This is a genomic window from Achromobacter sp. UBA2119 (assembly GCF_002331005.1).
Lineage (GTDB): Bacteria > Pseudomonadota > Gammaproteobacteria > Burkholderiales > Burkholderiaceae_B > Achromobacter > Achromobacter animicus.
Genome location: NZ_DCYD01000018.1, coordinates 276,715 through 291,531, shown reverse-complemented (window position 1 = coordinate 291,531; position 14,817 = coordinate 276,715). Strand labels below are relative to the sequence as shown.

The window sequence follows — 14,817 nt, the reverse complement described above, 5'->3', positions numbered from 1 at the left end:
GCCGCCTAGGGAACGCCGGCCTCGGCCACGCGTCACGCGCCGGAAGTCCGCCAGCGCCGCGAGCGGACGCCTCGCTCAACGGACGGGCACTGCATCCTTGTAGATGACGCCATCCTTCATGATGACCAGGAAGCTCTTGTCCGGATCGCCGATCAGCTTGATGTCCTGGATCGGGTCGCCATCGACCAGCAGCAGGTCGGCAAGCGCGCCTTCGCGCACGACACCCAGATCGCCGCGGTAGGGGTTGCGCTTGCCCGACAGTTTCAGCAGCTCCGCGTTCGTGCCGGTTGCCATGATGAGCGTCTGCGCCGGCGTGTACCACCGCGTCAGGCTTGCCAGGATGCGGCCCTGCTGCTCGGCCAACCGGCTTGAGAACAGGATGTCCGTGCCGAACGCGGTCTTGAGCTTGTGCTTGATCGCCAGCTGGTAGGTCCGGTCGGTCCCGGCAAAGACCTCCTGCGCCTTTTGCCATTGATCCGATCCTCGCGGAAAGGCGTCGGCCAGTTCGTCCGGAAAGGGCTGGGTGCTCAGCCACACGCCGGCACGCGCCATCAGCTCGGCCGTATCCTCGTCCATCATGCTGCCGTGCTCGATGCTCTGCACACCCGCCTTGATGGCGCGCTGGATGGCGGTGGGCGTGTAGGCGTGCACCGCCACATACGTACCCCAGTCCGTCGCGGCATCCACCGCCGCGCGCAACTCCGGCTCGGTGAACGTCACCACATCCAGCGGGCTGTGCGGCGACGACACCCCGCCGCCGCCGGTCAGCTTGATTTGCGTCGCGCCCTGCATGAGCTGTTCGCGCGTGCGAAGGCGCACTTCGTCGGGGCTGTCGGCGATTGTGCTGTCGCCGGACAAATCGTGCCGCGAGCCCGGCGCGCCCAGGGTGCGCGGCAGGTCCGCCATCGAGCGGAAGTCACCATGCCCGCTGGTGACGCTGATCATCGCGCCGGACGGATAGATGCGCGGACCGGGGATCACGCCCTGGTCCACCGCCAGCTTCAGGCTGAAGGCCGAGCCGCCCAGGTCGCGCACCGTGGTGAAGCCGCGCATCAGCGTCTTCTTCGCCTCGACGCCCGCGACGATGTTCAGGTACGTGGGCTCCTGCGTCATCGCCACCGCCAACGGCACGCCCACGAACATGCTGTGCCAATGCATGTCGATCAGCCCCGGCATCAGCGTGCGGCCGCCGCCATCGATGACGCGGGCGCCGTCTGCCGCGATCTTGTCCCGTGACACTTTCTCGATGACGTTGCCGTGAACCAGAACACTGCTCGCCGGGCTCAGGTCGCCGGACACGCCGTCGAAGATGCGCACGTTTTCAAACAGGATCCGCGAATCCGCCGCGGCCTGCGCGGTCGGCGGCGGCGCCGTGGCAGCCGGCGCCGCAGGCAAGCTATGGGAATGCGCCAGCGAAGCGCCAAGAAGCAGCGATGCCGCCGTGAATGCAATGCCAGTCCTGACAAACATGATCGAACCTCCGGATGGGGTCATCCGTCCTCAGGACGGAAACAGGATCGGAATCAGCAGCACGCTGACCCCCAGCGAAAACACAGCCAGTGGTGTCCCGATCTTCAGATAGTCGGCAAACCCGAAACCGCCCGCCACGCTGACCAGCGCATTAGAGGGCGTAGACACCGGCGACATGAACGCCGCCGACGACGCAATGGCCACCGTCATCGCAAATGCATAGGGAGACGCGTGCAGGCTTTCGGCGATGCTGATGGCGACCGGGCCCATCAGCACGGCGGTCGCGGTGCCGGAGACCACCACGCCCAGCGTCACCGTCGCCACGAACACCAGCGCCAACTGGCCGTAGATGCCCCAATCGCCCGAATAGTGCAGCAGGAACTGCGCGGCCAGATCCACGCCGCCGCTGCGCTTGAGCGCCAGCGCAAACGGCAGCATGCCCACGATCAGGATCAGCGCCCGCCAGTTGATCGACCGGTACGCCACGTCCAGCGTCACGCAGCCGAACAGGCCCATCATCAGGGCGCCGATCAGCCCCGCCATCACGTTGGGCACCCAGTCGGTCAGCATCAGGAACACCACCGTCGCCAGCGAGAGCAGCGCATGGATGGCGCGGTTGGGCACCGGCACCAGCGAATCGGCTTCGACCGGCATCGCCAGGCTGACCAGATCGTGCTCTTCGGCCTGCAGGGAAAAAATGCCTGCCCACGGCCCGACCACCAGCAACGTGTCGCCCACGCGCATCTTCACGTCGGGCAGGTCGCGCTTGGCCTCCTTGCCGCGCCACAGGCCCACGACGAAAAGTCCATGCCGCCCCAGCACCACGGAATCGCGCGCATTCGCGCCGTCCAGCCGCGATTCCGACGGGATGATGACCTCCACCATGCCCACATCGCGGGCCTGATCCGTGAAGTACACGCCGGACATCTCCAGCCGCCGCAGGTGATGCCGGCTGCAAAAGCCGTCGATATCGAACCCCTCTGCATCCCTGTCCAGGAGCAGGATGTCGCCCGCCTCCAGCACGTCGTCCGCCGTCGCGCGCATGACGGCCCGCGCGAACCGCGTGTTGCGCTCGATGGCGATGACGAATGCTGCCTTGCCGAGTTCGCCCGCCCACAGTCCGAGCTGGCGTCCCACCAGGTCCGAGTCGGTCTGCACCAGCAGACGGCATGCCCGGTTCTGCAGCGAATATTTGGTCGCCCAGTCGCCCAGGCTGGGCCGGTTCAGCGCGCGCGGCCCCTGGCCCGCGTCGATGAGCTTGCGCGCGAACAGCATGTAGGCGACACCGCCCGCCAGGACGACGATGCCGATCGGCGTGAAGTCGAAAAAGCCGAAACCCTCGTAGCCCGCATAACCCAGCGCGCTGTTGAGCACCAGGTTCGGCGTGGTCGCCACCAGCGTCAGCATGCCGCTGATCGCCGCCGCCGCGCCCATGGGCATCAGGATCCGCCGGGCCGCCATGCCGGATTTGCGCGCGATCCGCAGCACGATGGGGATGAAGATGGCCACGACGGCCGTGGAGCTCATCACCGCGCCCATTGCGCCGACCGCCCCCATCACCAGCAGCACCAGCCAGCCCTCGCTCTTGCCGCCGTGCCGCAGCAGCAGGTCGCCGACGGCCTGCGCCACCCCGGTCCGCACCAGCCCCTCGCCGACCACAAACAGGCATGCGATCAGGATGATGGCGGGATTCGAGAACCCGTCCAGTGCCTCGCGGTAGGTCACGGTGCCGCTCAGCGGCAGCAGCAGCATGACCAGCAGCGCGACGGCATCCGACCGGGGCCGCCCGATGACGAACAGCACCACGGCCGCGCAAAGGATGGTGAGGACAATCGCCAGTTCGCTGCTCATTGCCGTGCTGCCCCCCGCCCCTTTCGGCTAGAACGCCGTATTGCCCGTGCTGATTGCCCACACGCCGATGCCGCACGACACCAGCACGAGCAGCAGGATCGGCCACTCGTACGGCGCGAAGATGCTGCCGCGCTGCTCGCGGCGCGATATCAGGAAAAGAATGGTGCCTGGCGCATAGATGACGCAAGACAGGACGAAATACCGGAAGCCGCCCGCATACACCAGCCCGGCCGCATAGACCGTGGCCGCCACCGCCAGGCCCAGTTCAACCTTGCGGCGCCGGCTCCAGCCGTCATAGGTTTCGCCGCGCATCGCCAGCATCAACCCGAATGCCGCCACGAAGAAGTACGGAATCAGGCTCATCGAACTGGCCATGTTCTTCAGGAGCACGAAGGTGTCTTCGGTGAAGAGCGTGACGATCAGAAAGAGCTGCACGATGCCGTTGCTGAGCCAAAGCGCCGCGGCCGGCACGCCGTGGCGGTTTTCCCGGCCCAGGAACGACGGCATGATGCCCGCGCCCGCCGCGGCGCGCAGCACTTCGGCGGCCAGCAGGATCCACGCCAGGTAGGCGCCCGCCACCGACACCATCAGCCCCACGCTGACCAGCATGCTGCCCCACGGTCCGACCGCGGCCCGCAGCACGCCCGCCATGGACGGATTGCGCAGCGAGGCCAGTTCCGCGCGCGGCAGCACGCCATACGACAGCATCGTCACCAGCACCAACAGCGCCAGCACCAGCAGAAATCCGACGATTGTCGCCACCGCCACGTCCTCGCGGCGTTTGGCGTAGCGGGAATAGACGCTCGCGCCCTCCACGCCCAGGAACACGAACACCGTGACGAGCATCGTGTTGCGCACCTGTTCGAAAAGACTGCCCTTGCCCTCGCCGCTGAGCCCTTCGGCAATGTTGGCCCGTAGCACCTCCAGGTCCACGGCAAACGCGGCGAAGACAATGAAGATGGCGATGGGCACGACTTTGGCGATGGTCACGACCGTGTTCATGCCCGCCGCCTGCCGGATGCCGCGCAGGATCAGAAAATGGGTGCACCACAGCAGCACCGACGACACCAGCACGGCGGACACGGTATCGCCGTCGCCGAAGAACGGCAGCACGGCGCCCAGTGTTCCCTTGAAGATGACGAAATAACTGACGTTGCCCAGGCAGGCGGCGGTCCAATAGCCCAGCGCCGCCAGAAAGCCCAGATACAGCCCGAAACCGGCCTTGGCATACGCGAAGATGCCGGCGTCCAGATCGGGGCGCCGGCGCGACAGGAACTGGAATACCATCGCCAGCGTCAACATGCCCGTGCCGGCAATGGCCCAGGCCACCAGGCCGCCCACCGGACCGGTATTGCGCGCAAAGACGCTGGGCAGCGAAAAGATTCCCGCCCCCACCATCGACCCCACCACCATGGCGGCCAGCGCCATGCGAGAAAGTTTGGCAGTTTCCCCGCTCACATTCTTCTCCTGAAAGCGATCCGGTCGTTGCGCGCCCGCGCGGCTGCCCCTCTGCAGAGACAGCCGCGCACGGCAGTGCGCCGCTAGGCGGGATCCCGCGAAATCGGGCACGTCATGCAGTGCCCGCCGCCGCGGCCCCGGCCCAGTTCGGCGCCGACGAAGGTGATGACCTCGACCCCCGCCTTGCGCAACAGCGTGTTGGTGTAGACATTGCGGTCATACGCCAGCACAACCCCCGGCGAAATGCAGACCAGGTTGGCGCCGCTGTCCCACTGCGTGCGCTCGCGCAGATAGGCGTTGCCGCCGGTCTCGACGACGCGCATCTTCTTGATGCCCAACGCCTCGCCGATCACGTCCACGAGCGACCCCTTGTCCTTGTGCAGCTCCAGCGACCCCGGCGCGCTGCCCGGCCGGTAGGAGAACGCCTGGATGTTGTTGACGATGTCGGGATACATCAGCACGCAATCGCGGTCGGCGAAGGTCAGCACGGTGTCCAGATGCATGGCGGCCCGCAGCTTGGGCATGGCCGCCACGATCACCCGGTCGGCCGCGTTCTTGGCGAAGAGGCTGGCCGCCAGCTGGCTGATGGCCTGGCGCGACGTGCGTTCGCTCATGCCGATCAACACCGTGCGGTTGCCGATCGGCATGACGTCGCCGCCTTCCAGTGTGGCCAGCCCGTGGTCGGCCGTGGGATCGCCCCACCAGACGTTCACCTTGCCGGCAAAGCGCGGATGGAATTTGTAGATCGACGACGTCAGGATCGTCTCTTCGTGCCGCGCTGGCCAGTACAGCGGATTGAGGGTGGCGCCGCTGTAGATCCAGCACGTCGTGTCACGCGTGTACAGCGTGTTGGGAAGCGGCGGCAGCAGGTATTCCGTGACGCCGGCGGCTTCCTTGATGAGCGTGAGCTGCTCGCCGCCGATCGATTCGGGGAACTCCTCGGTCGACAGCCCGCCGATCAAGGTCTCGGCCAGCTTGCGCGCCGGCAGGCCGTCCAGATAGCTGCGGATCTCGTCGAGCAGGCCCAGGCCAACCTGATTCGCCACGACCTGGTTGTCCAGGATCCACTTCTTCGCTTCAGGTATCGCGACTGTTTCGGCCAGCAGGTTGTGCATTTCCACGACGTCCACGCCGCGGTCCCGCATCTTCGTCATGAAGTCGAAATGGTCGCGTTTCGCGTTGTCGACCCACATGACATCGTCAAACAGCAGCGCATCACAATTGGAGGGCGTCAATCTCTCGTGGGCGCGTCCTGGCGCGCAAACCATCACCGTGCGCAATTGCCCGACTTCTGAATGGACTCCAAATTCCTCGGTATCAGCCATGACTAGCTCCCAGACGTTAGATGGCAATCCAGCCGTAGATCAGGCCCACGATGGCGGCCAGGGCTCCGACGCATGCCACGATGAAAACGACCAACTCCCAGCCGGTGAAGAATTTCCGGCCCTGCTCACGCCGGGCCCAGAAATACAGGACCGACCCGGGCGCATACAACAGCGCCGACAGCAGCAGGAACTTCAAGCCGCCGGCGAAAATCATGAACAGTGTGTAGACGGCCGCGATGCTGGCAAGCGTCAGATCACGTTTCCGGTCCTTGCCGCCGACGTAGGTTTCGCCGCGTTTGGCGAGCTGCCAGCCGAACCCCGCGACCAGCAGGTACGGAATCAGCGACATCGCGCTGGTCAGGCTGAGCATCAGCGAGAATGCATCGCGTGACCAGTACGTGCTGATGACGAAAAGCTGCACGATGATGTTGGTCACCCACAGCGCGACGACCGGCACGCCGTTCTTGTTCTCGCGGGCGAACGCGCGCGGCATGTCTTCCGTCTTTGCTGCCGCGTGCATCACTTCGGCGCAGATCAGCGACCAGGCCAGATACGCGCCCAGCACCGAGATCAGCAGACCGACGCTGACGAACACGGCGCCCCACGGCCCCACCACCGACTCCAGCACGCCGGCCATGGACGGCTGGCGCAGCGCCGCGATGTCGGTCTGTTGCATGGCGGCATAGGGCAGCAGAGACACCAGCACCATCAGCAGCAGCGCGGTCACAAACCCGATCAGCGTGGCCACCCCCACGTGCGACCGCTTCGACGCGAAGCGCGAGTAAACGCTGGCGCCCTCGATGCCCAGGAAGACGAAGACCGTCACCAGCATCGTTCGCCTCACCTGCTCGAACAGGCTGTAGCCGCTCATGTCGCCCCAGAAATTGATGCGGAAGAGGTCAACCTTGAAGGCCACGAACAGCACGACGATGAACACCACGATCGGGATGATCTTGGCCACGGTCACCACGGCATTGATGAACGCCGCCTGCTGCACCCCGCGCAAGATCATGAAGTGGAACATCCAGATGCCCACGGACGCCACAGCGATTGCGATGACCGTGTTGCCGTCGCCAAAGACGGGAAAGAAGGCGCCGAGCGTCGATTTGATCAGCACCCAATACGACACGTTGCCGATGCAGCTGCCGATCCAGTATCCAAACGCGGACAGAAAGCCCAGGTAATTGCCAAACCCGGCCTTGGCATAGGCAAAGACGCCCGCGTCCAGGTCGGGCTTGCGCTCGGCCAGCGCCTGGAACACGCGCGCCAGCGTGTACATGCCCGCGCCCGCAATGATCCAGGCGATCACCGCCCCAACCACGCCCGTTGCCCCGCCAAAGGTCCGGGGCAGCGAAAAGATCCCGGCGCCGATCATCGACCCCACCACCATGCCCGTCAGGGCAAGCAATCCAAGCTTCTTGGGAGTACCGCTTTCCATCATGCACCTCCAGTATTGAGCAAAGACGTGAGCAGGTCGGCCGCCGTCCCGGATGCTGCCCGGGACGGCCGGCTCAGCCGCGGGTAACGCGCAAACTGCGACTGGCGCCGTACACCGTGGTCATCGTGATAAGAAGCGGCACGCCGATGAACGTGCCCGGTATGCCCCACACCAACCCCCAGAAAAACACCGCAAACATCACCATCAGCGGCGACAGCGAAAACGCGCTGCCGGCCAGCCGGGGTTCCAGATAGCAGCCGTAGACGATCTGGATGCAGTTCAAGACGACCAGCACCAGAATGCTCGTCTGCAACGATCCGTATTGCACGAACGCGAAGAACGCCGGAAACACTGTCGCCACCAGCGGTCCGAGAAACGGGATGTAGTTCAGCAGGAACGCCAGCCCGCCCCAGGCGGTCGCCAGCTCCAGCCCGGCGTAGATCGCAAACAGCCAGACGGTCACGCCCGTCAGCACGCTGGCGATGGTGCGGATCACCATGTACCAGCGCAGCTTGCTCGCCACCTCGCGGGCGACCGCCATCCAGCGCTGCGCCCTTGCCTCGCCCAGCAGGCGGGTCAGCCGCTCCGGCGCCTCGTCCAGTTCGAACAGCCCGAGCGCAATGAAGACGAAGGCGATGAAGATCATGCCCAGCATGCTGTTGATCCGCAGCGCCACTTCCTGGATAGCCCGCACCAGCCATGACACGTTGAAGCTGTCCTGGAACATCTGGATCGCCATCGCGCCGTGCGGGTGCAGCATTTCGGTCTCTAGCGTGAACAGGCGCTGGAAGCGCGCGGCGTTGGCCATGACCCACTGCGCGACCAGGCTGAAGCCCCAGGCCGCCAGCGACAGGAACACCACCGACACGACCAGCGTCACCACCAACGCCAGGATCGCGGCGAGCGGCGCGGGCATCTTGCGGCCCAGGTACTGGCGCAGCGGCGCGACCAGGCAGATCACGAACAGCGCGAACGTCAACGGCACGAACACCGGGCTGGCCAGGTACAAAAGCCCCAGCAGCAGGATGGCGAAAATGCCGGACAGTGCGAAAGACATCATCTTGGTATCACCCCATCAACGCGCTTGACCAGATAGGCATAGAACGGATTGGAGGTCAGCCGGGTCAGCGTATCCATGCCGATCACGAAAGCCCCGACCTCGCCGCGCATGGACATGGCGCCCAGGCTGATGCCGAATTCCTCGATGTTGTCCGGGTGCGTGCCGTACAGCGCGTCGTCGGTCGGAAACGGCAGCGCCACGTGCGACAGCGAATAGACTTCGCGCGGGTAGTCCATGCCGATGGCGCGCTCCACAACCGCGGTGGCGTTCGGCTCGATGACGCGCTCGATCATGGCGCTGGACGTCGGGCTGGCGTTGGTGACGAGCGTCAGCCGGTAGTTGCGCTTTTCGCCAGGCAGCGTGCCCGCCAGCTGCCACGCCACGCCGCGGCGGAACAGCGGCCCGAGCTTGGTGGCGCGGTTCAGGTCGAATAGCACCAGGTCACTGCCGTTGGCGGGCAGGCGCGCATACAGGGCGTTGATCAGCGCGCGCGTGCTGACGGTGAAGTCCAGCACCGAATGGAACGTGATGATGGGCGGCAGACGCTCCAGGCCGCCGGATCGCTGCTGCGCAACCAGCCTGTCCTGCAGCGTCTGCGTCAGTTCGAACGACTGGCGCGCCGCGTGGACCGGGAAAGAGTTGTACTTGAACGGGTTGAACTCCGGCACGATGCTCAGCCACGCGGCCTTGGCGAACGCGGGCAGGATGGCGGGCAGCCCGGCAACGCCCGCAAAGCGCGCGAACGACGTGATGCCGACCATCGGCGACAGCAGCACCAGGCGATCGGGCTTGTCGAGCTTGGGATTGTCCAGCGCGTCCAGCGTGTGCATCAGCGCCAGCGCCCCGCCGTTGGAAAAGCCCACCATATGCAGCGGCTTGGGTGCGGGAACCCGGCGCCGCGCTTCGCGCACCGCCAGGCGCGTCGCGGCCGCCCAGTCCTCCCAGTGCGCGTCCGTCAGCCCGCCCGGCACCGTGCCGTGCCCCGGCATCCGGATGGCGATCGCCACGTAGCCGACGGATTGGTAATGCGCGGCGACGTGGCGCAGGCTGTAGGGCGAATCCGTCAGGCCATGCAGCAGCACGGCCACGCCCTGCGGCTCTCCCGCCGGCGTCAGGACGAATGACCGGTTCCAGTCGTGCGCGAAGTGTTCGGGGTAGACCTTGGCATCCGCGAAATAGCGGTTGCTGTCCACCTTATCCTCCGGCAGCAGCTTGTCGCCCACGTTCTGCCGGACCAGCGTGAAAAGCTGTTCCTCGTGTGCCAGGTAATCGTCCCAGGTGCTGCGATCCAGGCGTTCCGCGTCCAGCTCCTGGGGAACATACGTGTGCCAGGCAGCCAGCGGCGGGCCCTGCTGAATGTCGTACAGGCGCACGCCCATCAACGTGACGACGACCAGCACGGCAAGGCCGGCAAGGATGAACACGGCTTTGCGCAGCCTTCGCCAGGCTGGGCGCGGGCTGGCGCTGACCGGCTTGCCGGCGTTCACTGCGCGCCTCCGACACTGGGCGGCGCAATTGGCATGGACGCGGCGGGCGAACCTGCAGCGGGCACCTCTACCGCAGGCGGGCCTGTCGACCCCGCCGCCGGCGGCGCATCCGCCATCACCACCTCCGGCTGCTCATCTCCGCCCCCCAGCGCGACGTACAGCGACACGCCGTTCTGAAGCTGCGACGCCCGCAGCGTCAGCATCTGCTGCTCTGCATTGAACAAGCCGCGCCGCGCGTCGACGACTTCCAGGTAGATCGAGATGCCGTTCATGTAGCGCAGCTCGGCAGTCTCGGCCAGGCGGCGCTGCGCCTGGATCGCCGTTTCCTGCGCGGTCACCTGCTCCTGGAAGCGCTTGCGGTTCTCCAAAGCGGTAGCCACTTCGCTGAACGCCGTCTGCACCGTCTTGCGGTAGTTGGCGACCAGCTCATCGCGCTGCGCGGTGGCAAGATCCACCGCCGCGCGCCGCTGCCCGTAATCGAAGATCGGCCACCCGATTCCCGCGCCGATGTTCCAGATCTGGCTGGGCGACGAAAAGAGGTCCGACAGCTCGGTGGAGGCATAGCCGAACGAACCGGTCAGCGCGATACGCGGAAACAGGGCTGCACGCGCGGCGCCGATATTGGCGTTGGCGCTGCGCAAGCGGTTCTCCGCCTGGCGGATGTCCGGCCTGACAACCAGCAGCGACGACGGCAGGCCGGGACTGAGCGCATCGAACTGGCCCGCGGCCTCAATCGGCGGGCCAACGGTCATCTCCCGCTGCAGGTCTTCGCCCACCAGCACCCACAGACGGTTCCAGTGCGCCGCCGTGGCGCGCTGCCACTCGGCGAGCTGGGTCTGCGCCTGCGTCAGCAGAATGGCCGACTGCTCGAAGTCGACCAGCGAGGTCACGCCGGCGTCCAGCCGGTCCTTGGCGACGCGCAGCGCATAGCTGCGAGTTTCGACCGTGCGCTGCGCCAGCGCGATGCCCTCCTCGCCAGCCCGGGCGTCGTAATAGGTCGAGGCCACGTTTGCAATCAGCGACAGACGGAATGCCCGCCGCCCTTCCACGGTCGCCAGGTATTGCTGCAACGCGGAGGCCGTCAGGTTGCGGATGCGCCCCCAGAAATCCAGCTCGAAGGACGAGACCATCACCTGGGCGCTGAACTGGTTGAACTGCACGGTCTGCCGCGACCCCGCCAGCGCCGGATCCAGCACGGTCAGCGGCTGCTGGTTGCGCGACGCGGCCGCGCCGGCATCCAGTTGCGGCAGCTGGTTGGCGCGTTCGATGCGGTAGAAGGCGCGCGCCTGCTCGATCCGGGCCGTGGCAGCGGCCAGATCCTGGTTCAGTTCCAGCGACCGGGCGATCAGGCGCTTGAGTTGCGCATCGCCGAAGAATTGCTCCCACGTCACGTCCTGCGCCGCCACTGCATCCGGCGGAACTTCGCCGGGAAACACCGCAGGCGTCGCGACTTCCGGCTGGCGGTGCTCCGGCGCAAAATTGCAGGCGGCCAGCCCCCAGCCCATCAGCGCCAAGATGGCAATGCGCGCTGGCCTCATGGGTTCTCTCCCCGCTCTTCGGCCTTGGCCGGAACGCCGGCAGCAGGCGTGGACCCGGGCTTGGCCGCATTCTTGCGTGGCCCCGACCAGCGCCGCGCAACCATGTAGAACAGCGGCGTGAAGAACACGCCGAACAGCGTGGCGGTCAGCATGCTGCCCATCACGCTGGTGCCCACCGCCTGACGGCTGGCCGCGCCGGCGCCGGTGGCCAGCACCAGCGGCAGCATGCCCAGCACGAAGGTGATGCTGGTCATGATGATGGGACGCAGACGCTGCCGGGCGGCATCGACCACCGCCTCCTTACGGTCGCGCCCTTCCAGCTCCTCTTTCAAGGCGAACTCCACGATCAGGATGCCGTTCTTGGCAGCCAGGCCAATGATCGTGACCAGCCCGATATTGAAATAGATGTCCGCCGACATGCCCCGTCCCAGCGTGAACGCGGCCGCGCCCAGAATGCCGAACGGCAGGATCAGCAAGACGGACACCGGCACGGACCAGCTTTCGTAGAGCGCCGACAGCAGCAGGAACACTACGATCAGCGACAGGCCCAGCAGCAGCGCCACCTGATTGCCCGCCTGGCGTTCTTCGTACGCCGTGCCGGTCCATTCATAGGTGATGCCTTGCGGCAGGACTCGCTCGGCAATGGCTTCCATCTCGGCCAGCGCCACGCCGCTGGAACGGCCGGCAGCGGCCTCGCCCGAGATGGTGATGGACGGAAAGCCGTTGTAGCGCTCCAGTTGCTGCGGGCCGTCGATCCAGCGCATCCGCGAGAACGCCGAGAACGGCACCATCTCGCCCCGGTTGTTCGGCAACTGCAAGGCGGCAATGTCCTGCGGCTGCATGCGCTGGTCGGCCTCGGCCTGGATGAACACCCGCTGCACCGAACCGTCGAGCAGGAAGTCGTTGACGTAGTTCGACCCGAACGCCAGCGTCAGCGCCTGGTTGACCTGCGCGACCTGCAGCCCCAAAGCGCGCGCGTGCACCCGGTCGATCTCGACATACAGGCGCGGTCCCGGCGGCATGCCGTCCAGCCGCACGCCGGTCAGCACGGGGCTGGCCGCAGCGGCCGCAATCATGGCCGCGCCGGTGGCAGCCAGACCCGCGCCGCCCTGCGCGGTGCGGTCCTGCACCTTCATCGAAAATCCCGACGCGTTGCCCATCGACGGGATGGGCGGCGGATTCAGCGCGAAGATCATCGCCTGCGGAATCGACCGGAACGCCAGGTTGCTGCGCCCGACCAGCGCGTCGACGGCCTCAGCCCGATCGGTGCGCTCGCTCCACGGGTGCAGGTCCACGAACGACAGCGCCGCCGTCTGCCCCTGGCCGAAGAAGTTGAACCCGACCACCGATGCCACGTTGCGCACGGCCGGCAACTGACGCAGCTGGCTTTCGGCCTGCTGCACGGCGGCCTCGGTCTGATCGGCCGTGGTGCCGGGCGCGCCGGTGTACGACACGAAGAAGTAGCCTTGGTCTTCCAGCGGCAGATAGCCGCCCGGCAGGCGCGAGAACAGAAACACCGTCAGGCCGCAGACACCCAGGAATATCAGCATCCAGCGCAGCGGTCGCACAAGCATGTGTTCGACCGCGCGCACGTACTGGCGTGTCATCGCGTCAAAGCCGCCGTTGAACTTGTCAAAGACCCACTGCTTGCCTTTCGAGATCCGGCCCTTGGGCGGCTTGCCGTCCGGCAACTTGAGCAGCGTGGCGCACAACGCGGCGCCCAGCGACAGCGCCAGCACGGTCGACACGACGATCGCCACGGACAGCGTGATGGAGAACTGGCGGTAGATGGCGCCGCTGGAACCGGGAAACATCGCCATCGGCACGAACACCGCCACCAGCACCAGCGTGCTGGCGATGATCGGCCCCCACACCTGGCCGACCGCCTTGCGCGTGGCCTCGGGCGCCGAGATTTTTTCGTCCTGCATGATCCGCGCGACGTTTTCCGACACCACGATGGCGTCATCGTTCAGCACCCCGATCGCCACCACCATGCCAAAGAGCGACAACAGGTTGATGGACGCCCCAAACAGAAACAGGCCCGCGCAGGTCCCGATCAGCGCGATCGGCACGATCAGCGTGGGGATCAGCGTGCTGCGCCAGCTTTGCAGGAACAGGAACACCATCGCCGTGACCAGCAACAGCGCCTCGACCATGGTGACCAGCACCGAGCTGATGGACGTCGTGATGAAGGGCGTGGTGTCGAACGGCACGGTCCAGCCCACGCCCGCCGGAAACACCGGCTCCAGCTCCGCCATCCGCTGGCGCACCTGCCGCGCGACGTCCAGCGCATTGGCGTCGTTGGCAAGCTGGATGGCGATGCCGGCAGCCTCCTTGCCGTTGACGCTGAGCCGGAAGTTGTAGCTTTCGTTGCCCAGCTCAACCCGCGCCACGTCGCCCAGCCGCACCAGCGAGCCGTCGTTGTTGACCCGCAGGATGACCTGCCGGAACTGCTCGGGCGTGGAAAAGCGGCTCTGCGCCACGATCTGCGCGTTGAAGTCCGCCCCACGCGCCAGCGGCAGGTCACCCAGCGACCCGCCGATCGTCTGCGCATTCTGTTCCTGCACCGCGCGCATCGCGTCGCTGGCCGACATCTGGAAGCTGGCCAGCTTGCGTTCGTCCAGCCAGATCCGCATCGCGTAAGACGAGCCGAACAGCTGCACGTCGCCCACCCCGCGGATGCGCCGCAGCTCGTTGAGGATGTTGTTGGACGCGAAATTGCCCATCTCGACGGCGCTGACGTTTCCGCTTTCCGATTGCAGCGCCAGCAACATCAGGAAGCCGGACGACGCCTTGGTCACCGCCACGCCAAGCTGGCGGACTTCCTGCGGCAGCCGGGGTTCGACCCGGCTCAGGCGGTCCTGCACCTGGCTGCGGGCCACGTCCAGGTCCGTGCCCGGCTGCAGCGTCACCGTGATCTGCGACGTGCCGTTGGCGCGGCTGACCGACGCCATGTACAGGAAGTTGTCGACCCCGTTCATCTCCTCCTCGATGATGGAGGTGACCGTGCGGTCGATGGTGGTGGTGTCGGCGCCCCGGAAGGTCGCCTGGATCGTGATCGAAGGCGGTGCGATGTTCGGGTACTGCTCCACCGGCAGCAGCACCACCGCGATCAGGCCGAACAGCAACAGGAACAACGCCACCACCCAGGCGAATACCGGCCGCAAGACGAAGAATGAGCCCATGACCG

Annotated in this window: 9 protein-coding genes; all 9 read right to left on the bottom strand. The window is 66.2% G+C overall.

What is annotated here, in order from left to right; all coding sequences use genetic code 11:
• Positions 1-75 precede the first annotated feature (75 nt).
• Positions 76-1,470 (bottom strand): metal-dependent hydrolase family protein, encoded by a 1,395-nt coding sequence (locus B3098_RS22320; protein ID WP_286898997.1) that lies wholly within the window; start codon positions 1,468-1,470, stop codon positions 76-78.
• 30 nt (positions 1,471-1,500) lie between these two features.
• Positions 1,501-3,321 (bottom strand): SLC13 family permease, encoded by a 1,821-nt coding sequence (locus B3098_RS22315; RefSeq protein ID WP_286898996.1) that lies wholly within the window; start codon positions 3,319-3,321, stop codon positions 1,501-1,503.
• Between the two features lie 27 nt (positions 3,322-3,348).
• Positions 3,349-4,779, bottom strand: coding sequence for a basic amino acid/polyamine antiporter (locus tag B3098_RS22310; RefSeq protein ID WP_286898994.1), 1,431 nt, complete (start codon positions 4,777-4,779; stop codon positions 3,349-3,351).
• Between the two features lie 83 nt (positions 4,780-4,862).
• Positions 4,863-6,104: an arginine deiminase gene (gene arcA, locus B3098_RS22305; RefSeq protein WP_279975519.1), complete on the bottom strand. Its 1,242-nt coding sequence runs from the start codon at positions 6,102-6,104 to the stop codon at positions 4,863-4,865.
• 16 nt (positions 6,105-6,120) lie between these two features.
• The gene (locus B3098_RS22300; RefSeq protein WP_286899290.1) at positions 6,121-7,542 is read right to left on the bottom strand and encodes a basic amino acid/polyamine antiporter; all 1,422 of its coding nucleotides are present in this window, start codon (positions 7,540-7,542) and stop codon (positions 6,121-6,123) included.
• A gap of 73 nt (positions 7,543-7,615) precedes the next feature.
• Positions 7,616-8,602 carry an AI-2E family transporter gene (locus tag B3098_RS22295; RefSeq protein WP_175185702.1) on the bottom strand — a complete coding sequence of 329 codons (987 nt, stop codon included), beginning with the start codon at positions 8,600-8,602 and terminating at the stop codon, positions 7,616-7,618.
• Positions 8,599-10,089, bottom strand: a complete 1,491-nt coding sequence (locus B3098_RS22290; protein WP_286898992.1) for an alpha/beta hydrolase — start codon at positions 10,087-10,089, stop codon at positions 8,599-8,601. The genes B3098_RS22295 and B3098_RS22290 overlap by 4 nt, the downstream gene beginning before the upstream one ends.
• Entirely contained in the window at positions 10,086-11,627 is a 1,542-nt protein-coding gene (locus B3098_RS22285) for an efflux transporter outer membrane subunit (protein WP_279975514.1), read from the bottom strand. The genes B3098_RS22290 and B3098_RS22285 overlap by 4 nt, the downstream gene beginning before the upstream one ends.
• On the bottom strand, positions 11,624-14,812 hold the full coding sequence (locus B3098_RS22280; protein WP_286898991.1) for a multidrug efflux RND transporter permease subunit: 3,189 nt from the start codon (positions 14,810-14,812) through the stop codon (positions 11,624-11,626). The genes B3098_RS22285 and B3098_RS22280 overlap by 4 nt, the downstream gene beginning before the upstream one ends.
• Positions 14,813-14,817 lie beyond the last annotated feature (5 nt).

Coding starts and splice junctions, on each gene's coding strand:
- B3098_RS22285 (WP_279975514.1), bottom strand. CDS start 11,627: ATGAGGCCAGCGCGCATTGCCATCTTGGCGCTGATGGGCTGGGGGCTG.
- arcA (WP_279975519.1), bottom strand. CDS start 6,104: ATGGCTGATACCGAGGAATTTGGAGTCCATTCAGAAGTCGGGCAATTG.
- B3098_RS22280 (WP_286898991.1), bottom strand. CDS start 14,812: ATGGGCTCATTCTTCGTCTTGCGGCCGGTATTCGCCTGGGTGGTGGCG.
- B3098_RS22300 (WP_286899290.1), bottom strand. CDS start 7,542: ATGGAAAGCGGTACTCCCAAGAAGCTTGGATTGCTTGCCCTGACGGGC.
- B3098_RS22320 (WP_286898997.1), bottom strand. CDS start 1,470: ATGTTTGTCAGGACTGGCATTGCATTCACGGCGGCATCGCTGCTTCTT.
- B3098_RS22295 (WP_175185702.1), bottom strand. CDS start 8,602: ATGATGTCTTTCGCACTGTCCGGCATTTTCGCCATCCTGCTGCTGGGG.
- B3098_RS22315 (WP_286898996.1), bottom strand. CDS start 3,321: ATGAGCAGCGAACTGGCGATTGTCCTCACCATCCTTTGCGCGGCCGTG.